The sequence below is a fragment of the Lysinibacillus sp. NPDC058147 genome (assembly GCF_042884205.1).
Taxonomy (GTDB): domain Bacteria; phylum Bacillota; class Bacilli; order Bacillales_A; family Planococcaceae; genus Lysinibacillus.
In genome coordinates this window covers 958,060-978,658 of the sequence record NZ_JBHVUJ010000001.1, presented here as the reverse complement: position 1 = coordinate 978,658, position 20,599 = coordinate 958,060, and the positions used below count along the sequence as shown (strand labels likewise).

Genomic DNA, 20,599 nt, shown 5'->3' with positions numbered 1-20,599 from the left:
TGCATTTGTTACTTTGAAAATATTTTAGTAAATATTAAAAAATTTATTATCATATAATTTATCTCAAGCTTTCCTAGACCAAATAACAACTGGTATAAGAATTAAGGATAAAAGCCCCCCCGCTAAAGATAATGTCGCATAACTCGCATTAGCCACTACCATCCCCGAAAGAGCACCACCAGAAGCCCCTGCTAATGCAACTAAAACATCAATTTTCCCTTGCGTCTTCGCACGAGTGGAAGGCTCTGTCGAGTCAACTATTTGAGCAGTACCACTAATTAAACCAAAGTTCCAACCCAATCCAAGTAAAGAAAGAGCAACGATCAATAGAACCATAGAATCGCTCGGTGCAAATGCCGCCAATAAACCTGCACATAACAAAGTCACTCCTGAAGCAATACTCATAACTGTTCTTCCGATTTTATCAACAAGTACCCCTGTTACGAGCGAAGGAAGATACATGGAACCTACATGGAATCCTATAACAATTCCTACTTCCGATAATCCATGACCATGATGTTTCATATGTACTGGTGTCATCGTCATTATAGCAACCATTACGATTTGAGTAAGTACCATAACTGTTGCTCCGACTGTCAGACCTCTTTTATTGATAGCTTTTTCACTAAAGGATTCCGTCTTATTTCGGAATGCATTCTCTCGTCTGTCCGCTTCTATCATTTTTGCAATTTCTAATGGATCGGGACGTAACATAATAAAAAGGACAAGACCTGCTAAGATAAATGCTGTGGCTGATAAAATAAATGGACCCGCAAGCGACGGAACTCCAATGGATACAGCAAATTTACCCATAATTTCTACTAAATTCGGCCCTGCGACAGCTCCGAATGTTGTCATCACCATTGTTGTGCTGATAGCCTTTGCTCGTTGTTTATTATTGGCTAAATCTGTCCCTGCATAGCGTGCCTGTAAGTTTGAAGCTGTCCCTGCACCATAGATTAATAGAGATGCGAATAATAAAATGACACTATTCATAATAGCAGCAATCACAACACCGATTGCACCAAGCCCACCTACAAAAAAGCCTGTCGATAAACCTGTACGACGCCCATAACGTTGTGATAGTTTTCCTACAATTAAAGCCGCACCTGCCGACCCTAAAGTAAATAAAGCGGACGGTACTCCTGCATAAGCATCCGTTCCTAGCATTTGCTGAGCTAAAAGTGCCCCTACCGTAATACCTGCTGCTAGCCCTGCCCCACCAAAAACTTGTGAGAGACAAACAACGATTAGAACTCGCTTATATAAGTTCTTTAGCTTTTCGGGTGAATCAATATATGTATCCATGGTTTCTTGTGCTTTTCCAAGCATGTTGCAACACCTTCTTTCTACTTTCCTCTACATTTGTACGGAGAACAACATTCCTTCTGTACCGGGGACAAATGATAGTAATTAATGATATGGTTGTGATTGTTCGTTTATATTACAATGTATCAGTTTTTTTATAAACTGCAACATACATACAAAAAAAGTGGCGTCTTCGGATACTTGAAGCACCACAAACCTTTCTAGTTTTAGTGGCACTCCCTATATCCCACAACTGTAGAATTGGGCTTTCCCGTTCGGAAAATCAATAAAAAAGTAGACTTAACTAAGAAATAAGAACTGTCAAAGACCGTTTTCAGATTTGACAGTTCTTTTTCTGGTTATATTTAATGAGCATGCATAACAACATTCTTTTTCTTTGAATATAGTAAAAAAGTAATGGTCAAACTTAAGCTAATAATTCCAAAAACAAGCCCCAATCCACTTAAACCAACTAAATCCAGCATCATGCCCGTTGACAATAAGACGACCTGAAAGATGACAGAATCAATCATATTACGAAATGAGAAAAATCGCCCATGAAAATCTTTTGGCACTTGCTTTTGAAAAATCACCATTGTCGTTGGGAAAAAACAGCCTACTGAAAAACCAAAAACTCCAAAAGCAACTAATGCCAAAATTTTAATTTCCGAGAATATTAGCATTAGCTCCATCGAACCGATGATAAATGCTAATATAAAAAGTAGTGTTCTAGTGTTAAGCCGTTCTGTAATCAATTTCAAACCAGCTGCCCCTAGCATAAAACCTATGCCCTCAACTGTATATAATAATCCTGATATTGTCGTTGAATGATGCATCTCAGAAATTTTCATAATAACTAAATTAAAGGAACCTAAAAATAATGTTGGAATTAACATTAAGACAAGTGTCATTAATACAACAGGGTGCTCCCTCACCATCGGTAATACTTCTTTAAAGTCTCCCTTTTCTTTGGCTGCTGACGATTGATTTGCCGTTTCATCTAATTGTAGGAAGTTCGTAATAACATACATCATCATATAGACAATAAATGAAATGATGTACAACCATTTCAGCTCAAAGAAGCTTAGCATGAATCCCGCTGCAGCAGTACCAATAATTCTTGAAATCGTTCGAGCATTCATTTGCCAAGCATTTAATGTTATTAAATCCTTATCCTTAACGATCATTGGAATAATAGATTGTAGGGCAGGCATATAAAAGGCGGCTGCTATTTGCAACGTAATTAAAAAAAGAATCATCCAAATAACCGAATTTGTATAAAGTGCCATAAACATAAATAAAACACTTATAATTCGCCCTACACTAGCCCACTGTACAACTGTTTTCTTCATTGACCTGTCAATAATACGCCCTGCCAACGGACCTACGACTAAACCCGCCAATATACCGCTAGAAATAATTAATGATTTGTGAAAGTCAGAGGGAACGACCTCTTGCATAAAAGCTAGATTCCCTATAATCCCAGCCCACAAGCCAAGACCTACAACAAATTCACCCAATAAAATAATCCATACATTCCGATTATGCCACATGCTGTATCTCCTTGTTGTTCTATATTAATTAATAAATAGTAACAAAATTACAAATATTAGTACATAGTCGTTTTACAATAATTTCACTTTTAAAATGCCTTGTAAATATTCACCATTTTATAATTATGTAATATCGCCTATTCGTATCACTTCAAAAAATATAGTCATCATAAAGAAAGCGATAAAAAACACCGTTTGATTCCATTATCAAACGATGTCTGATTATATACAAATGCTACTTTGTTTGTATAAGCTGTTTAGTAATTTTAATCGACAGACCCATCATTTAGCATTTTGTGAGGAGGCTTAAAACTGACAATATGCTAAATTAGAAAGACTCCTCAATCAATTTATTTTGATTTTCTTATTAGATGGCGCCAGCCTATCCAGAAAATAATGACCATCATTCCCGCCCCAACAGACTCAGTGAGCTTCCACAAAAGTATAAGAACCAGCAAAATAATTAACGGAAGAATCGTCAACTTCAAATCATCTAACTCTTTCATTCATGCACTCTTCTTTCTTAAGTGACATAATTAGTACTCTAAAATACTTCCAACAAGCACAAAACACTAAAATTTCTTATATAAAAATCTCTGGTATTTACTCCCGATTTTTACAGAACTTTTAATAGACAGTATCTCCCCCACTCCACCCTTTAACATGATATTGTTTATCTTCATCATATTCTGAAGACAGCATAATGGAACCTCATATTGAGCTATTGTCAATTTGTGATATTGGATCAACATTTTTGTGCCTCTCCTTCTTTTTATAAAAGCACATTGATCTCATTATTTTAGAATATTTAAATATCGACGGTAGCGGATCTGTAAGTATTACGAAAAATTTCTCATTTTACATACTTTTAAACTTCCGCATATTTCAGCTGATACTTTTCGATTACTCGGCTAAAGAACGATGCTAGAACTTGCTGAAATAGCATGCCAAACACTACAGGCATGACTGTTTTTGCAGGAAAGTATGTAGTCGCTATTACAACCCCTACAGCAATATTATGCATCCCTCCTGTAAAAACGAACATCGTAACAATGCTTTTATCCTTCCAAAGTATATGCCCTAAGACTAAACAAAAAGCATATCCTGATACAGCTAGTAGAAATACGACCAAAATAACACTAACAAGCTCCAAGTTAATATTTTTAATATACGGGGCAATTGCACTACTATTTATCATTACAATACTAAATAAGCTAAGTTTTGAAAAAGGGGCTAATTTCTTTCCTAATGTCAGCTCAATTTTTCCTTTAGTAAACTCATTTAACGCTATACCTATAAGAGAAGGTACAACAATCATCCAAAGTAAATCTAGAATGAGACCAACAGTATCAATTTCAATTGTTTGCCCTACAACAATATGAAGTAATGCAGGAATGACAATGGGCGAAATGAGTGTATCGATTAAAATAATTGCAAGACATAATGCTAGATGCCCCCTACAAATACTGACCCAAATAAAGCTCGTTACCCCGGTTGGTATAGCGACTGCTAAAACAAAACCAATTGTCAGTAGATGATCGTGAAAGATGATGTTTGATACCAAATAAGCCCAAATTGGCATGAGTAGGTGTAAAAATGCGATAACAATTAATATAACTTTGGGGTATTTTTTAAGATTTTTTATTCCTTCAAAATTCATACTTAAGCTACCTGCAAATGTCATAAAAGCAAACAGCCACGGCACTAAGAATAATAGCTGATGCCCTACGTTCTCAAACAACACACCAACGACTAAGCTAAGCGGTGTTAAAATAGGCATCCATTTTTGGAGGTATTTATTTAAACTATTCAACATCTCTTTTTATTCCTTCTTTCATAAAAGAATAATTTTCTTTAGTCTTATAGTAAAATAAACTAGAAAAATTTGCAGTTTTTATCCATTTCCTTCAAACTGTTAACATGACTAGAAAGAAAGGATGACTGAGACTAATGAAAAAATTAGTGTGCGCTTTTTTGCTTCCCATACTTGTTGTGGTAAGTGGATACACTGCACAAGCTGCTGGCTTTAAAGATGTGCCAGAAGATCACTATGCTTATGAAGCTATCATGTGGGCAGAGGAATATGATATCGTTAATGGCTATGCAGATGGTACATTTAAGCCCAATGCAACAATCACAGAGCAACAATTCGCAAAACTACTTGCTAATTTTTATGAGCTTGAATCACCGTATGATGAGTTAAAAAAACAGACCCCTGCTGCAAACTGGTCTGACGAATATTACAATCGTCTTGCAAGCTACGGTGTTCCATTAAACGGATATTTCGATAACACTATTCGCGCAGCTAATGTGAAGCGCGGTGTAGTGGCACAGGCAATTACACATTTATCTAATGGTAAAAGTGGATTAGATCAATCCATAAAGTTTTTAATCGATTATTACATTTCCACTGGTCAAAACTTTCAGTATGAAAACCGCAATTTACAGAAGTTTTTTGGCGTAACTAACAATATGACACGAGCTCAAGTCGTTACAATGCTACACCGTATGGATGAAAGAAATTTTTATGAAATTTCAGAGGACGCACAGGCAATTCAAGAAAATACGAGTAATGCATCTTTAAATACACGAGCGAAAAATGGTCAGAATCAGCTAGATAAAACAATGCAGCTGACAACACCTTCTAAAAGTGCTTGGGATGGTAACTATTCGTATTACTATAAATGGGGGACAGGCTCAACTGATTTTAATCGCCGTGATGCCTATATTTCAAACGCAACAAGCAAAAGCTTTAATATTTTTATTACTGCCAATGATGGGACAGCTGCTGGGAGTGTCGATGGGACAGCAACGATTACTTCTAGCACTAAGGCAGTGATGAACAAATCCTCAAACGGTAATCGTTGTGTATTAGAATTTGAGCGCCTTAATAATGCGCTAAAAATTACTGAAGTAGATTGTCGCACAGAGCATGATGAAGGAACTAATTTTTCTGGGACTTTAAAAAAACAATAAGTTTTCCATAGACCAACTGAAAATAAAGGAACACCTTTGAGGTACTTTTATATGTCACCATAATACTCTTCCATAGTGAAAAGAACTAAAAAGTGCGAAATGGATTAAAAATAATCATTCGCACTTTTTTACTTATTTTGAACTAATGTCTTCCCCTATCAATTTTTCTCCATTCTATATATGAAAGTATACCGTCTATACAACAATGCGTTTTGTAAAAAAACGGCAAACAAAATGAATCCATTTTAATAAAAGATTAATATCGTTCAGTTTTTATTATAGAACAAATACGCTCTTAAAACTTTTTATACATCTTCATGGCAATCTCTATAAAATCAGCGAGATACGGAGATATGTGTTTATCCTTATGCCAAGCGATATCCGTAAAAATATCTGCTAAATTCATCGATGTAGTCAGTTCTTTTAAACTATGGTTTTCTAATTCCTTCTTCACCACCATTTTGGGTAAGAATGAAATACCTAAGCCTGCCATCACACATTGCTTAATGGCTTCAATACTTGCAAATTCAATCATTTGTATTGGTTGGGTACCTTCCTGCTGTAGCTGTACTTCCAATTGATTACGGTAGGAGCAACCACTCTCCGTCAAAAGCATCGTTTCATTTGATAGTTGCTGTAAAGAAAATACATCTCTTTCCACGTTGCTATCAGTAGGTGCACTGACAAATACTAGCTGCTCTTGAATAAGTCGCTCACGATGTAACATAGGTGTTTCCTTATAGGCATCTGTTATAAACGCGATATCCAGATTGCCTGACTGCAATAAATCTTTGGCGATTTCGGTTGTGTGAACAGGCTTAAAAATGATTTTTACTTGTGGATGGGCTTTCTGAAATTGTTGTAAAATACTCGGAAGACGGTACACACATTGACTTTCCTGTGCACCTATTTTTAACACCGCTTGTGCTTGTTCATTTAATACAGCTTTCTTCATATCCATATTTAAATCTAGCATTTTTTGAGCATACTGTTGTAATCGTTTTCCCTCATCCGTAAGGGTTATACGTTTTCCCAGCCTTTCAAAAAGAACAACGCCAAGCTCATCTTCAAGCGATTTAATTTGCGCTGTTATACTCGACTGTGCATATTCCAGTAGCTGTGCAGTCTGCGTAAAACTTAACGTTTCTGAAGCTGTTAAAAACGTTTTCAGCTGTTTCATATCCATCTACTTCACCTCTAAATCGTTTTTTTCGATACATTTCATCGAAACATTCGTCTTTATCGATAATAAAAATAAGTTTACACTAGTTATAAATGGAATGACAGAGGAGGATTCATATGAACATTACCACATTTATCGGAAGCTCTAGAGCCGGTAGTAATAGTGAACAACTAGTTGATTATGTATTAGAGGGCATTAATTATAAAAAAATAGATCTAAAAAATTTAACGATCGAACCTATCAACGATTTACGTCATGATGACAATGGCTTTCAGTCTGTAGATGATGATTATGATCAAATTATCCATGCATTTTTAACAAGTGATATCGTTATTTTTGCAACACCGATTTATTGGTATAGCATGTCGGGAATCATGAAGAACATGGTAGATCGACTCAGTCAAGCTATTCGAGATGAGCGATTTCCACAGCTTAAGGAAAAACTACAAACTACTGAGGCCATAGTTCTTGCTGTTGGTGGTGACGACCCATATATAAAAGGCCTACCAATGATTCAGCAATTCCAATATATCTTTGACTTCCTAAAGATGCCGTTCTCCTCGTACATTATTGGAAAAGCAAACAAACCTGGTGAGATTTTTCACGATGAACAGGCATTAGCGCAGGCATCCATATTAAATAAGAAATTAAAAGCGCGTATTTATCCTATTTAAAAAACGACCTAAAAGCGACTATGCTTTTAGGTCGTTTTATTATGTTGAAAACAAAATGGCGAGGAAATCATGGTGAATGTTTCAGCGCATTAAATTGAAGGTGATTTCTGTTCCAGATTACTCGCTTTCGCTGCCCAGTCGGAACGGAAATCAACCCCTCGTTTTGCCGAAGGGGCATACTATTATATAATAGGGCATCTTAATATCATTAATATAATCTAATGTTAAATTTCCGCTTCTACAGGGATATGTTGGAATGTTGTAACATCAAATAGCCCTGTATCTGTTAACTTTAAGGCAGGAATAACAGGTAAAGCAACAAATGAAAAAGTCAATAAAAAATGGAAATCTAGTGTTGGGTTAAGCTCGCGTAGAGCGTTATGCAGATTAGCTAATTGCTTCTTTGCCTCATCAGCAGGTGCATCAGTCATTAGGCCTCCAATTGTTAATGGCATTTCCGCTAAAATCTCACCATCAGCTACTATGACAAAACCACCTTGAATTTCTTGAATACGTGACAGTGCAAGTAGCATATCTTCATCATTCGTGCCCACTACTAATGCATTATGAGAATCATGGGCTACAGTAGTGGCCACTGCCCCTTTTCGTAAACCAAAGCCCTTCACAATTCCAAGACCTATCGTATGCAAATTGTGATGGCGCTCAATAACTGCTAGCTTTAGTAAATCCTGTTCAACAGACGGTATAAATACACCATCTTTCACAGGTACATCAATTACTAATTGGTTCGTAATAAGCTGATTCGGTATAATTTCTATTACATTTGCCTTCGTACCTTTACGGAATGGAATGCTGAGCTTATCCTTCGTTATATGCGGTAAATGTACAGAGCGATGGATATGTGCAGGTACATTAGGCTCAATGCGATTCGTTAACATTTCACCGTTTTCAGCAACCTTTATCCCATTTTTCCAAACTGCCTTTGCACGCATACTGTCGATGCTTTCGATTAACACAAAATCCGCTTTATAGCCTGGTGCTAAAACGCCTCGGTCATATAAACGATAACATTCAGCTGTATTAATAGTTGCAAGTTGAATGGCTTGCAACGGCTTCATTCCTTCCTCAATGGCCATTGCCACATCGAAGTTAATACTACCCACATCCATTAGCTCGTCAACGTATTTGTCATCGGTACAAAAGCCAAAACGGCGAGCATTTGTTGCATTGACAGCAGGCAATAAATCACGTAAATTTTTTGCTGCTGAGCCTTCACGAATTAGTACATACATCCCTTGCTCTACTCGATCAGTAGCCTCCTGTGCCGTTACACATTCATGATCTGTATGGATACCAGCAGCACGATAGCCCGTAATTTGATGGCTATTTAAGCCCGCACAATGCCCATCAACCACTAGATTAGCCTGTTGTGAAAGGAGAATTTTTTCAAGCATACCTGCTTCTCCATTTAAAACAGCAGGAAAATCCATGACCTCCGCTAAGCCTCGTACATCTTCGTGTTTTAAAAAAGGCTCTAAATCTGCCACTGTCAGCGTCGCTCCTGCATTTTCAAAATGAGTACCAGGTACACTAGAAGGTAGCATAACGAAGATATCCATATCTGCTTTTTGGGCATCGTCTAGCATAAACTGAATGCCCTCCGCACCCGCAACATTTGCAATTTCATGAGGGTCTGTAATGACTGTAGTGATGCCGTGCGGAATCAATATACGGCTAAATTCTGCAGGTGTTAACATCGACGACTCAATATGTATATGTCCATCAATTAGACCAGGTACAACATATTTCCCTGCGGCATCCTCTTCTTTTTTAGCTTTAAATCTATTCATTGTATCGAGTGCCACAATTTGCCCATTGTTAACAACTATATCTGCTTTTTTCCACGTCAATGTAAAAACATCGGCAATTTGCGCATTCCGTAAAATAAAATCCGCCTCAATTTTTCCTTGCGATGTTAAAATATTTTGTGCAAGCTGTTGTAGTTTGTTTGTCATTCTCTGCACCCCTGCTTTCTTTTTGAATTATCATGCATGAACACTTACCTAATTTCAAGTAAAGATTTATCATTTAACAAAGAATATTTTCTCCATTTTCAATAAATCATCAAAAAACGACCACATTTTAATGGTCGTTTGTAAATTCGAGTTCTTTAGGTGGCTCCCCTTTTTTATTCATCAAACGCATACGAATTGGTTCGATTTTTAGTGTAATCATTTCATCATGATTACCAACGAAAATGCTTGTAAAAAATTCAGCTAACTTATTTTTTAGTCCGTCCTCTAGAATTTCTGTTAGCTTTCCTTCAATTTCAACATACGTATCACCAAAGCCTCTATTTTCGTATCCATACAATATATGTGTATATGGATTTTTACGAAGCTCCTCCATTTTTTCAGAATGTTTATTCGTTACTGTGTACAATACAAAATCTTCATGTTGGAATGTCATATAGCGTGAGAACGGTTTACCATTCGCAACTGTTGCCATCGTTCCTATTTTTTCCCGATTTAAAACTTCTAATATTTCATCTCGTACAGAGGTCATGTCATCTCATCCTTTCTGATTTCTTTATATTTTGTCCTTATTTAGCAAACTTAACCGTATTTTTTGAAAAGTTTGAAATGACAATCTTCGGCTTATTTTATAATCTATTGCTATAATAACTTGTTGGACAACACGAATTTTTAGAATGAGGGTTATAATGATGAAGCAAGCTTTTTTCACACGGTGTCTGTTCTTTATAACAGGCATTTTAGTTTTATCCTTAGGTATAACGTTAACGATTAAAGGTCAGGTTTTTGGTGTTGGTTCGTGGGATGTGTTACATATTGGGCTAACTAAAACATTAGGATTAACCATTGGTACTTGGTCAATTCTCGTCGGACTAGCCATTTTAGCATTTGATATGGTTATCACGAAGAGGTTTCCACTGCCAGGCACATTTATAGATATGTTTTTAGCAGGTATTTTTATTGATATATTTAACTATTGGATACCAGATATAGATGGTTTTTGGATGCAGCTTTTTTCTTATATATCTGGCTTAATATTACTTGGCTGGGGTTGCGGTATGTATATGGTGGCAAATTTAGGCATTGGTCCTCGAGATACATTGATGCTTCTATTGGTTAATAAGCTGGGCTGGAGTGTCACACGTGCACGAACAACTCTGGAAGTATCAGTTGCTATACTCGGTTTTTTACTTGGCGGGCCAATTGGAGTTGGTACAGCTCTAATGGCATTTGGTCTTGGGCCAATTATACAATTCGCACTCACATACAACGAGAAATTATTTACGAAATGGACTGGCGTGAAAAGCGCTGTGATATAAGCTTACAAGACAATGCAAATAATGCATTGTCTTTTTTATTCAGTTGAAATATACAGTTGAACTATATATAATTACACTATATAGTTGAACTGTATATGAGGTGAACTTGTGAAAAAACATAAATTACTACCTTTATCCGAGACCATGCATTATATTCTACTCGCCTTACGTGAGCCGTTACATGGCTATGCAATGATGCAAAAAATCGAGGAAATGAGCGCTGGAAGTGTAAGGATCGCTGCTGGCACTATGTATGGGGCAATCGAAAATTTGTTGAAATATAATTGGATTTCGCCTGTAGAGACACAGGATCCGAGGCGCAAGGTTTATCAAACAACAGCTGAGGGACTAGAAATACTAGCGGACGAGCAACAAAGATTGCAGCGAATTTTATCTTTATATGAGGGAGCTGATGGACATGATAAAGTTTAAAATCTTTGTTGATATTGAAAAGGAAGAGCAATGGTTAAATTATATGTTGTCCAACGGATGGATTTGTACAAATGTGATTTCTGGTGGTTTTTATACATTTAAAAATACGGCTGATCTTGAACAAGTTATCCGTATTGATTATCAGCAGGATCTTAAGAAAGAAGAGAGAACTAATTATAAACAATTATATGAGGATTTTGGATGGCAAGCATTAAAAGAAAAATCGTATGACGGTACCTATTATTGGTTAAAAAGAAAAGATGGCAACGATGAACTATTTTCTGATAATGATTCCCAAATTGCTAAATATAAACGATTAATTAAACACGCTAGCAATGGGATAATAATCTCTTTTATATGGTTATTGTTTTGTTACTCCAATGATAACTTTTACTTTTTCAATATAAAAGATGCTTATTTTACTCCTGGTTTATGGGATGCAGAAGGTTTTTCTTTCCTTTTTTCTTTTTTATTTGAAACCCCCTTTGCCATCATGCGTTTTATCCCGCCTTGGCTATTTTTAGCAACTTGCAGTATGTACGTAGTGATGTATTTCCGTTATCGCCAATCCATACAGAAGCTTATAGAATAAACTGCAAGGAGCCACTTACCGAGTGTAAGATGGCTCCTCTTTTGTTTCTATTTTTCTGCATCAGATGGGTTTTTCCCAGTAGCCTCGATTACTTCAGGAGTTCCATCTACTGTGTCTTCCTGCACATTTTCAGCGGCAGGTGGTGTGATCGTTACTAATGTATAATCGTCTTCTTGTAAAATTTCAAAAGAAAACTTTTCGCGAATATCTCCTACATAAAGTGATGTCCCGATGGCTACATCCGTTACATCAACCTCTATTGTTTCAGGGATTTCTGTTGGATTTACTTTTATGCGAACTTCACGATTAGGCTGTAATAGGAATCCACCATCCGCAACCCCAATGGCATGACCGCTAACCGTTACTGGAATATCAACCTCTAGTTCTTCTGCCATATTAATGGACTTAAAATCTACATGCTTTACATTGCCCTTTAACGCACAGCGTTGTACTTCTGTTAATACTGCATTGATCCGTTTACCGTCTACATCTAATTGAAAGACATTTTTATTGCCGAATTGAGCTAATATCTTCGCAAATTGTCTAGCATCTAGTGATACCGCTGTCGATTCCATTTGATAGCCATAAACAACACCCGGAATAGCACCGTTCTGTCTAAGTTGAGTTAATGATGATTGACGCCCTTTATTGCGTTTTTTTACAGTTAAAACAGTATTCATCGCATTTTCCCCTTTCATGGAAACTAAGTCTCATAAAAGGTTTTGCCCGTTCTATAGATTTTTATACATGAGTGCACATTGTATAGTCTGCTCTGACGTTCGCTCCGTTGCTCTATTTCTTCTAACCATCACTGGATGTTTATTTACCCCACAAAAAAAGCCGAGACGTTGTTATGCTCGGCGTAAATGTTAACATTATAATCTCCCAGCTGCACTCAAAGTTACTGCTAACATTTTAGCAAACTCTCCACGGGTAATAAATTGATTTGGCAATAGATTTGTATTGTAGTTTAGAGCATCGATTGCATACAAAGTCTCGGTATGACGCAATGTTTCCCCCTGAAGATAGTAGCTATCCTGATAAGGTAAAATCGCATATTCTTCTTGGACAAAATCTACAGCATCTAATGTTCGACCAAGCATTAAAATTGCCTGCTGGCGTGTGATTTTTCCATTTGGATCAAATATAGTTGGCGTTTTTCCGTTTATGATTCCTAATGAATGCAAGGCACCAACATAACCACCATACCAAGATTTTTTGGCATCAACGTCTTTAAATTGTTTTGTTTGTACTTGCTGAAAGCTGAATGCACGAGTTAATAATGCACTAACTTGAGCACGTGTTAACGAATCATTAACACCAAAATTATCAGCTGTTTTACCTTGAACGATGCCCCTCTTCGATAAAGTGGTAATATACGAACTATACGATGATCTTCCTATATCACGAAAATAATTAGGCGGTGAATTATCAAATTTTAATTCTGCATTACTGTGAATAGTGGCAATTACTCGATCCTTTAAGTCTTGATAAGCAACTGGCTCCAATACGCCCTTTTTAACAACTTGCTTTAAGACCCCGTTCTGACCATTTTTAAAAATTTCCACTTCTAAGGGCTGACGGTTATTGACAATATTAGCTTTAATACTAAAAATATCTCCTTTTTCTGATACATTAATTGTGGCACCATATGCAGAGTACACCGTCATATTTGGTGTTTTCATATGTACATAGCTAGTTGGTTCTTGATAGGCATGCGCCTGCATTGGGACGATCAATGATATGCTTAATAATCCTACCAATACACTCTTTGAGATTTTCCCTTTCATCTTATTTCTCCCTTCTTTTCATCTAACACTATCATACTGGATTTCACTATCCAAAATATAGTGTTTTTAAAGAATTATTCTATCCAAAAAACTACACTTCAATTGTTCAGACTTACGAACAGTTGAAGCATAGTTCAAACATGTACTTATAAAATTGTTACTTTGTTATCTAACAATAAATGTAAATCATGAAGCTTTTTAATTTCAAAATGTGGTTGAATATCGCTTGTATTTTCAATATTACGTATATTAAACCAGCATGTATCAATTCCGGCTTGTAGTCCACCTTTAACATCAGATGTTAAGGAATCGCCAATAATCAAGGTTTTATCCTTATTGATATTATCGATACGCTCAAAAACATAATCGAAAAAAGCTGGCATTGGTTTTTGATAGCCTGTTTGCTCCGAGACAAAAATTCCTTTGAAAAATTGTGCTAAATTTGCATCCTCTAGTCGTTTATTTTGGGTAATTGTTTTACCATTTGAAACGACATATAAATCATAGTTATCTGCAAGCTGTTCGATTACTTCGTAAGCACCGTCAACATAGTGATGCGCCTCTTTCAAATATTTTTGGAAAACTGCTTCAAAGTACTTTCCATCTACATCTATGCCGAATTCCTTAAAAGCAATCGAAAATCGAGTGTTATGTAATGCATCTTTAGACACCTCACCACGTTCAAAAGCACGCCACATGGATTCATTAATCTCCTTATAACGTGTAATCATCGTTCCAGTTACTGCAATATTTACCTGTTTAAATAAACGGTCAAGTGCTGCATTTTCAGCTAAGTCAAAATCTAATAATGTGTCATCTACGTCAAACAATAATGTTTCATACTTAGTCATGTCATTTCCTACTTTCTTTGGTGCTGTATTACCATTTCACTCCTTCTATCATAACGTTTTTTGAGAAAAATAACAGTAAATTTACCCATTCATCCACTTTACTGAATTTTAGGAAATATCGTTTAAGGAAAGGGGTTAAAGATATTCCTTCATTGCGTATTAAAAATGATCATCTTGCCTAAAAATAGCCCTTTCGACAAATTCATATTTGAAAATAACTGCGAATATGAGACAATAGAATGCTAGAAAGGAAGATGTATCAATTATGAAGACCCTACAAAAAATTACGCCTACCTTTGATCCATGGGAAGCGTATTTAGATGTTGAACAACATGGGCATATGACCCTATCTAATATAGAGTTCACCACAACAACTCTTTGTAATATGCGCTGTGCACACTGCGCTGTTGGCTATACATTACAAACTAAAGATCCTGATGCTTTACCAATTGAGCTAATCATAAAGCGTCTCGAGGAAATTCCGCACCTTAAAACAATTTCTATTACTGGTGGAGAACCGATGATGTCTAAGAAATCCGTTCAAAACTATGTATTGCCTTTATTGAAATACGCGCATGAACGTGGCGTACGAACACAAATCAACTCTAACCTAACATTGGAACCAGAACGTTATTTACTGATTGCACCGTATTTAGATGTACTACATATTTCACATAACTGGGGTACTATCGATGAATTCGTCGAAACGGGCTTTGCCATGATGGAGCGAAAACCGACTTATGAACAGCGTGCAGCTTTGTTCCAACGCATGATTGATAACTCAAAAATGCTTACAGAACATGGTGTAATGGTATCGGCGGAAACAATGTTAAATAAAAAAACTTTACCGTACTTAGAGCATATCCATAACCAAATCATCAACGAAATGAAATGTGCACGTCACGAGGTACATCCGATGTACCCTTCAGATTTTGCTAGTGCCCTTACGTCTTTATCACTTGAAGAAACTCGTGAGGCGATTCATCATCTACTTGATACTAGAGACGAAAACACTTGGATGCTATTTGGTACGCTACCTTTCTATCCATGTAGCATGAATGAAGAAGATCAAAAGCTTCTAAAACGACTAAGAGAAGAGAAAAACGTGACGATGCGTAATGATCCAGATGGTCGCTCTCGCTTAAATGTCAATATCTTTACGGGTGATGTCATTGTAACAGACTTTGGCGACACACCTGCGCTTGGCAATATTGTGAACGACGAATTACCAGCAATTTTCGATAAATGGATGGCAACAGATTTAGCAAAATCACTAAACTGTCACTGTCCAGCAGTAAAATGCTTAGGTCCTAACGTTCTTGTTCAAAATATGTATTATAAAGATACGAAGTTTGTTAGTGGCTCTGCTAGAGTGTAAAAGAGAAAATGTCCAATGCATAGATTTGCATTGGACATTTTTTTAGGAGCTATGATACTTTTGCTTCAACAATAAAAACTACCAAATGTCCGAGCATCAGGTAGCTTCAATTTTTTGAAAAAGTGAAAGATAGAAAAATTATCTATACCTTTACTACTTTAGTATGTGAGATAATTTCCTATAGCTAATTCTCACACCATTTGATCGGTAGGAATCATTTAAACTCGCTATTTCTCTTTTAATTTCAGTATTTATTCATGAGGTAAATTTAGACTTTTTATTCTTTCAATTTCTTCACTCGATAAGCCTATTAAATCCATTATTTCTTCAATTGGTTCATGACGTTTAAGTAATTTTTTCACTAACTCTATTTGCTCTTGTTTACGCCCTTGTTCCAGTCCTTGTTCCAGTCCTTCTTTCATTCCCTCTGCAATCCCCTGTTCTCTTCCCTTATTGATTCCATCAATGTAGCGGGCTTCTTCATCTAGGATATACTTTAACCGTGACTGATAAGCAAGAATTGTTTCAGGCGATTGGCTAATTTCTTCCCATGTATCAAATGCTGCACGTAAGTTTTCATCTTTCATCGCTAACTCCTCCAATTCACGATAGATCTCTGCATATACTTTCTTTTTGCGACCATCGACCATACCGAGTAATAACAACCATCGAATTAATATATCATTAAGGGCATCCAACTTCTCTTCATGCCAGAGCGTAATAAACTTGTTCATTTCTATAAAGTGAATTTCCAGCACATCTTCTGGCATTAGCCTTGATTTTGTTATTTATAAAAACATGAATTACTTTAAGGACCTACACAAAATCTTCGAAAGCAAATAAGTTTATATCAAAAAAGCGATGTTTCCGAACTAAACATCGCTTCTTTTTTGTTATTTTCCTCAAAACTTCCTATATTTCTACCACCACATGAATACAACTCGATTTTTCTTTGCTGTACTTCCATTTACATGATTCATAGATTTTTTTCACTAGCAAATTAGGTGCTTTTCTTGTTAATTAGTAGGTTCTGTGTAAGTACTCCGCCGCAAAAGCTAGGCGGTTCATAATAATTCCTTTGCAATTAGCTTGTAAGTATTCATGCGACTTTCTAGTGCGTATTGATTACAGTTTAGCATTACCTCGTCAAATCCATAATGCTCTTGCTCTGCTACTAAAAATTTAGCAATTTCCTCAGGAGTTCCGACAAGATTGGCTTTTCGATTATTAGCGATTGTCATTTTATCCAACTCTGTAAGTGGAAAATCTTTTGCTTCCTCAGGCGACATTGCTTGAATGATCTGCCCCTTCATGAGATGGAGGCGTGTAATATCAATCGGCTTTGCCAAATATTCCGCTTCCTCTAGCGTATCTGCAACTGTCGCCGCATAAGTAACGATAATTTGTGGTTTCTCCATGTAATAGGAAGGTATAAAGTAATCTCTATACGTATCAAATATATCCTTTGACATGTTGCCAGGGAAAAATTGCGCATATGAGTAGCCCACACCTAGTCGTCCTGCCTGCATAGCACTTTGACCACTAGACCCCAGTAACCAAGCCTCAGGTAATTGGATATTAACTGGGGCCGCTATCACTTGATCATAGACATCTTCGCCTGTTTTTTGATTATTCATCAGTTTCAAAGTTATTTCGAGCTTATCGTATTGCTCTGTAAAACGTTGTCTTCTTCCCTCTGCTAGCGCATAAATAGAAGCATGATCCCCACCAGGGGCTCTACCCACGCCAAAATCAATACGATTCGGTGCCAAGCCACTTAATGTTTTAAAAACCTCTGCCAGCTTATATGGAGAATAGTGCATCATCATAACGCCTCCAGTACCGATACGAAGACGTTTTGTTTTCGCCACTAAGAAAGCTGCTGTAACTTCGGGAGCTGAACTAGCCAGTGAATGACTATTATGGTGCTCTGCTAACCACATACGATGATAGCCAAGCTCTTCACCTAAAAGCGCTATTTGTTCTGTACGCTGAAAGGATTCCTCAGCTGTATGACCTTTTGGTATAGGCATTTGATCTAAAATACTTAATCTCATTGAAAACACCCTCTCTGTCTCTTAGCACTCCTCTCTACTGTAATATAGGAAGTTACTTTTACAAAGCAAAAGACCTTACTCATAGGCGAGCCGCTTTGAATGCCATGTTTCATAAACCGTGCCTATAAGCACTCGGTTTTGAACGGGACTCAATACGACATCATTAAATTTCATCGCATAAGCAGTAAATTCCTTTGTTTGTTCATCCACTACAAACTGTAAAATGGCATGTCCTTTAACACCTTCAAATGTAATATCACCTGATAATTCGACAACATGCTCACCTGTTTTTGCTTGGTAATATCGCCAATATGGTTCAAAAAATGCATAATTAAATGCATTACGAACAGATACATCTGAAAAATCCCCTAAATATCCTTCTTTTACTGTATCTATATATTCATTATCAGTTATATCTTTTTTGGCATTATATACAAATCCGACAAGTAGCCCCATAAACACAACACAAATAAATACTCTTATATGATTCCCTAAACTCAAATGCTATCACGTCCCCTTTACGCAAAAAACATCATCACCTACATAATACATTAAAATATACACATAAAGTAGAATATTTTTGATTTTTGCAGAATTACAAAATATCTAAAATTATTTAATTCTCAAAATTAATAGAGAAATACTATTTATGCTATTTACAGTCATGTTTCATTTCGCTACTATCAGAATATTATTATAGAAAAGAGATGACCACCGTGCCTTTTGGTTTAGATGTAAACATTTTACTCATTCTTATCTTTTTTGGCTTTCTAGCCGCATTTATCGATTCTGTTGTAGGAGGAGGCGGACTTATTTCATTACCAGCTCTTATGTTTATTGGTCTTCCACCATCTGCAGCCGTGGCTACAAATAAGTTAGCGGGCACTATGGGGTCATTAACGAGCACTATTACATTTTATCGCTCTGGAAAATTGGATATTAAAGCCGTTTATAAATTGTTCCCTTTTGTTTTTATAGGTTCCATGATTGGTGCATGGATTGTCCATCTTATGGATCCCAGCGTATTAAAGCCACTTATGCTTGTCATGCTAGCAGCTGTAGCAATTTATACTGTTTTCAAAAAAGACTGGGGTAGCATTTCTACATATAAAAAATTGACACCGAAGCGTTACGCATTTTTTGTGGTGATCATTACCTTAATCGGCTTCTATGATGGCTTTTTAGGGCCAGGGACAGGCTCGTTTCTACTGTTTGCCTTTTTAATTGTTGGCTTTGACTTTTTAAAATCTGCGGGAAATGCCAAGTTTTTGAATTTCGGAAGTAATATCGCCGCCCTTCTTATGTTTATATACTTAGGGCAAATAAATTATGCCTATGGTTTACCAATGGGACTTGCACAAATTGCTGGAGCTATCGTTGGTTCTAGATTTGCCATTAAACGTGGTAGCGGGTATGTACGTAATTTATTTATCGTTGTGACAATTCTATTACTTTTGAAAAATACATATGACTATTTTTCATGATTAATTCGTTATATCTTTAAAAACAAAATAAAGCGGTGCAATTTTATTAATTGCACCGCTTTATTGGTTTTGTATATATATTGTTTTAAGTGACACTACTTTACAATTACAATGGTCAATCCTCAACGAATATACCATCTACTCTTCACTTTTCTTTGTCGTTTATCGATAATATTGACTTTTATTTTTTTCTTTTACGGATACTCTTAACTTCCAAAGCTCTTTAGCTAACTGAAATACTTCTTCATCATTCCCATCTTCAATCGCTACTTTTCTTGCTTTTAATAGAGCATTTGCAGAAGGTGATAAATCAGGACAATCCAGTACCCATTTTTTATATTCTTCTATAAAAGGTGCTGTATCACTCCAAAGATAATTATGTTTTAAAAATGCAGCACCCACTGTATTTCTATTAAGCTCTTGTTTATAACGAAACAGCTCTTTCTCATCGTTACCTAATAATACCAATTGTTTCCCATCTATAAATACTATTGAAATATCTTCCTTTTTTAAGATGGTTTCATCATCTCTTAGTTTTAACTTAACTTTCTCATCGTAAATAGTTATTTCTAAGCTTTCATGAAAAGAAAATAATGTCACCATAATTCCCACAAGCAATCCGAGAACCATTGTGATAAAACCTACCCATGCTCCATTATAAGATGCAATTAGATTTAAAGGCCCTTGGAAAGGTACCCATGGTAAAGTACTAGTCCATTTAGCAATACTCGGAAGAAACCATCCAAGCACTAAACCAAGAAGTGGGAAACCAAGCCACAAGATCACTTTATCGGTTTTGGAAAAATTTAATAACGTATAATTATTATCCAAACTTTTATTCATCATTTCACCTTTACTTACTTAATTTTAGGTAAATAATAACACTAGATTAATATACTGTCAAAACGATTTTGTTCCCCCGGAAATTCCAACGTTATCCAACAGTTATTTCAATAATTTCAGAAGCTCTTCTTCCTGCTCCAAATAACAATCGCGCAATATAATTTC

21 protein-coding genes are annotated in these 20,599 nt (G+C 36.2%); 7 read left to right on the top strand and 14 right to left on the bottom strand.

The genetic code is table 11. The features are described 5' to 3' along the window. Positions 1 to 63: 63 nt before the first annotated feature. From ACFVT8_RS04650 to ACFVT8_RS04635, 4 genes are all read right to left on the bottom strand, one after another. Positions 64 to 1,332 carry an MFS transporter gene (locus tag ACFVT8_RS04650; RefSeq protein WP_387081730.1) on the bottom strand — a complete coding sequence of 423 codons (1,269 nt, stop codon included), beginning with the start codon at positions 1,330 to 1,332 and terminating at the stop codon, positions 64 to 66. Between the two features lie 341 nt (positions 1,333 to 1,673). Further along, complete coding sequence (locus ACFVT8_RS04645; protein ID WP_387081732.1) at positions 1,674 to 2,861, bottom strand: MFS transporter; 1,188 nt, start codon at positions 2,859 to 2,861, stop codon at positions 1,674 to 1,676. Between the two features lie 350 nt (positions 2,862 to 3,211). Further along, positions 3,212 to 3,367 (bottom strand): hypothetical protein, encoded by a 156-nt coding sequence (locus tag ACFVT8_RS04640; RefSeq protein WP_387081734.1) that lies wholly within the window; start codon positions 3,365 to 3,367, stop codon positions 3,212 to 3,214. Between the two features lie 362 nt (positions 3,368 to 3,729). Further along, on the bottom strand, positions 3,730 to 4,677 hold the full coding sequence (locus ACFVT8_RS04635) for a bile acid:sodium symporter family protein (RefSeq protein WP_387081735.1): 948 nt from the start codon (positions 4,675 to 4,677) through the stop codon (positions 3,730 to 3,732). 134 nt (positions 4,678 to 4,811) lie between these two features. On the opposite strand from ACFVT8_RS04635, the gene ACFVT8_RS04630 reads away from it, so the two are divergent. Beyond that, complete coding sequence (locus ACFVT8_RS04630) at positions 4,812 to 5,837, top strand: S-layer homology domain-containing protein (RefSeq protein ID WP_387081736.1); 1,026 nt, start codon at positions 4,812 to 4,814, stop codon at positions 5,835 to 5,837. A 295-nt stretch (positions 5,838 to 6,132) separates the two neighbouring features. Here ACFVT8_RS04630 and ACFVT8_RS04625 read toward each other — a convergent pair whose 3' ends face one another. Continuing rightward, positions 6,133 to 7,023, bottom strand: a complete 891-nt coding sequence (locus ACFVT8_RS04625; protein ID WP_387081737.1) for a LysR family transcriptional regulator — start codon at positions 7,021 to 7,023, stop codon at positions 6,133 to 6,135. 113 nt (positions 7,024 to 7,136) lie between these two features. Between ACFVT8_RS04625 and ACFVT8_RS04620 the strand changes: the two genes are divergently transcribed. Further along, entirely contained in the window at positions 7,137 to 7,694 is a 558-nt protein-coding gene (locus ACFVT8_RS04620; RefSeq protein WP_387081738.1) for a flavodoxin family protein, read from the top strand. A 224-nt stretch (positions 7,695 to 7,918) separates the two neighbouring features. Here the strand turns inward: ACFVT8_RS04620 and ade are convergent, their stop codons facing one another. Together ade and ACFVT8_RS04610 are read right to left on the bottom strand one after the other, a co-directional pair. After that, positions 7,919 to 9,670, bottom strand: coding sequence for an adenine deaminase (ade, locus tag ACFVT8_RS04615; protein WP_387081739.1), 1,752 nt, complete (start codon positions 9,668 to 9,670; stop codon positions 7,919 to 7,921). 127 nt (positions 9,671 to 9,797) lie between these two features. Continuing rightward, complete coding sequence (locus tag ACFVT8_RS04610; RefSeq protein ID WP_387081740.1) at positions 9,798 to 10,220, bottom strand: pyridoxamine 5'-phosphate oxidase family protein; 423 nt, start codon at positions 10,218 to 10,220, stop codon at positions 9,798 to 9,800. 157 nt (positions 10,221 to 10,377) lie between these two features. On the opposite strand from ACFVT8_RS04610, the gene ACFVT8_RS04605 reads away from it, so the two are divergent. The 3 genes from ACFVT8_RS04605 to ACFVT8_RS04595 all read left to right on the top strand — a co-directional run bounded on the left by ACFVT8_RS04605 (position 10,378) and on the right by ACFVT8_RS04595 (position 12,031). Then, complete coding sequence (locus tag ACFVT8_RS04605; RefSeq protein ID WP_483869497.1) at positions 10,378 to 11,007, top strand: YczE/YyaS/YitT family protein; 630 nt, start codon at positions 10,378 to 10,380, stop codon at positions 11,005 to 11,007. A 144-nt stretch (positions 11,008 to 11,151) separates the two neighbouring features. Next, positions 11,152 to 11,439: a PadR family transcriptional regulator gene (locus ACFVT8_RS04600; protein ID WP_387082536.1), complete on the top strand. Its 288-nt coding sequence runs from the start codon at positions 11,152 to 11,154 to the stop codon at positions 11,437 to 11,439. Then, on the top strand, positions 11,426 to 12,031 hold the full coding sequence (locus ACFVT8_RS04595; RefSeq protein WP_387081741.1) for a DUF2812 domain-containing protein: 606 nt from the start codon (positions 11,426 to 11,428) through the stop codon (positions 12,029 to 12,031). Before ACFVT8_RS04600 ends, ACFVT8_RS04595 begins: the two co-directional genes overlap by 14 nt. 47 nt (positions 12,032 to 12,078) lie before the next feature. Here the strand turns inward: ACFVT8_RS04595 and ACFVT8_RS04590 are convergent, their stop codons facing one another. The 3 genes from ACFVT8_RS04590 to ACFVT8_RS04580 all read right to left on the bottom strand — a co-directional run bounded on the left by ACFVT8_RS04590 (position 12,079) and on the right by ACFVT8_RS04580 (position 14,672). Further along, positions 12,079 to 12,711: a 50S ribosomal protein L25/general stress protein Ctc gene (locus ACFVT8_RS04590; protein ID WP_387081742.1), complete on the bottom strand. Its 633-nt coding sequence runs from the start codon at positions 12,709 to 12,711 to the stop codon at positions 12,079 to 12,081. A gap of 195 nt (positions 12,712 to 12,906) precedes the next feature. Next, complete coding sequence (locus ACFVT8_RS04585; RefSeq protein WP_387081743.1) at positions 12,907 to 13,821, bottom strand: S-layer homology domain-containing protein; 915 nt, start codon at positions 13,819 to 13,821, stop codon at positions 12,907 to 12,909. A 146-nt stretch (positions 13,822 to 13,967) separates the two neighbouring features. Further along, a complete protein-coding gene (locus ACFVT8_RS04580) occupies positions 13,968 to 14,672 on the bottom strand; it encodes a YjjG family noncanonical pyrimidine nucleotidase (RefSeq protein WP_387081744.1) in 705 nt (234 codons plus the stop codon). A gap of 265 nt (positions 14,673 to 14,937) precedes the next feature. Between ACFVT8_RS04580 and yfkAB the strand changes: the two genes are divergently transcribed. Continuing rightward, positions 14,938 to 16,050: a radical SAM/CxCxxxxC motif protein YfkAB gene (gene yfkAB, locus ACFVT8_RS04575; RefSeq protein WP_387081745.1), complete on the top strand. Its 1,113-nt coding sequence runs from the start codon at positions 14,938 to 14,940 to the stop codon at positions 16,048 to 16,050. Between the two features lie 251 nt (positions 16,051 to 16,301). On the opposite strand, the gene ACFVT8_RS04570 is transcribed toward yfkAB, so the two are convergent. The 3 genes from ACFVT8_RS04570 to ACFVT8_RS04560 form a co-directional block, all read right to left on the bottom strand. Next, positions 16,302 to 16,820, bottom strand: a complete 519-nt coding sequence (locus ACFVT8_RS04570; protein ID WP_387081746.1) for an Rpn family recombination-promoting nuclease/putative transposase — start codon at positions 16,818 to 16,820, stop codon at positions 16,302 to 16,304. Between the two features lie 294 nt (positions 16,821 to 17,114). Then, positions 17,115 to 18,107, bottom strand: a complete 993-nt coding sequence (locus tag ACFVT8_RS04565) for an LLM class flavin-dependent oxidoreductase (RefSeq protein WP_387081747.1) — start codon at positions 18,105 to 18,107, stop codon at positions 17,115 to 17,117. Positions 18,108 to 18,182: 75 nt separating this feature from the next. Next, positions 18,183 to 18,608, bottom strand: a complete 426-nt coding sequence (locus tag ACFVT8_RS04560; RefSeq protein WP_387081748.1) for a hypothetical protein — start codon at positions 18,606 to 18,608, stop codon at positions 18,183 to 18,185. A 215-nt stretch (positions 18,609 to 18,823) separates the two neighbouring features. Between ACFVT8_RS04560 and ACFVT8_RS04555 the strand changes: the two genes are divergently transcribed. Further along, positions 18,824 to 19,591, top strand: a complete 768-nt coding sequence (locus ACFVT8_RS04555; protein WP_387081749.1) for a TSUP family transporter — start codon at positions 18,824 to 18,826, stop codon at positions 19,589 to 19,591. A gap of 162 nt (positions 19,592 to 19,753) precedes the next feature. Here the strand turns inward: ACFVT8_RS04555 and ACFVT8_RS04550 are convergent, their stop codons facing one another. After that, entirely contained in the window at positions 19,754 to 20,437 is a 684-nt protein-coding gene (locus ACFVT8_RS04550; RefSeq protein WP_387081750.1) for a YqeB family protein, read from the bottom strand. Positions 20,438 to 20,599: the final 162 nt, after the last annotated feature.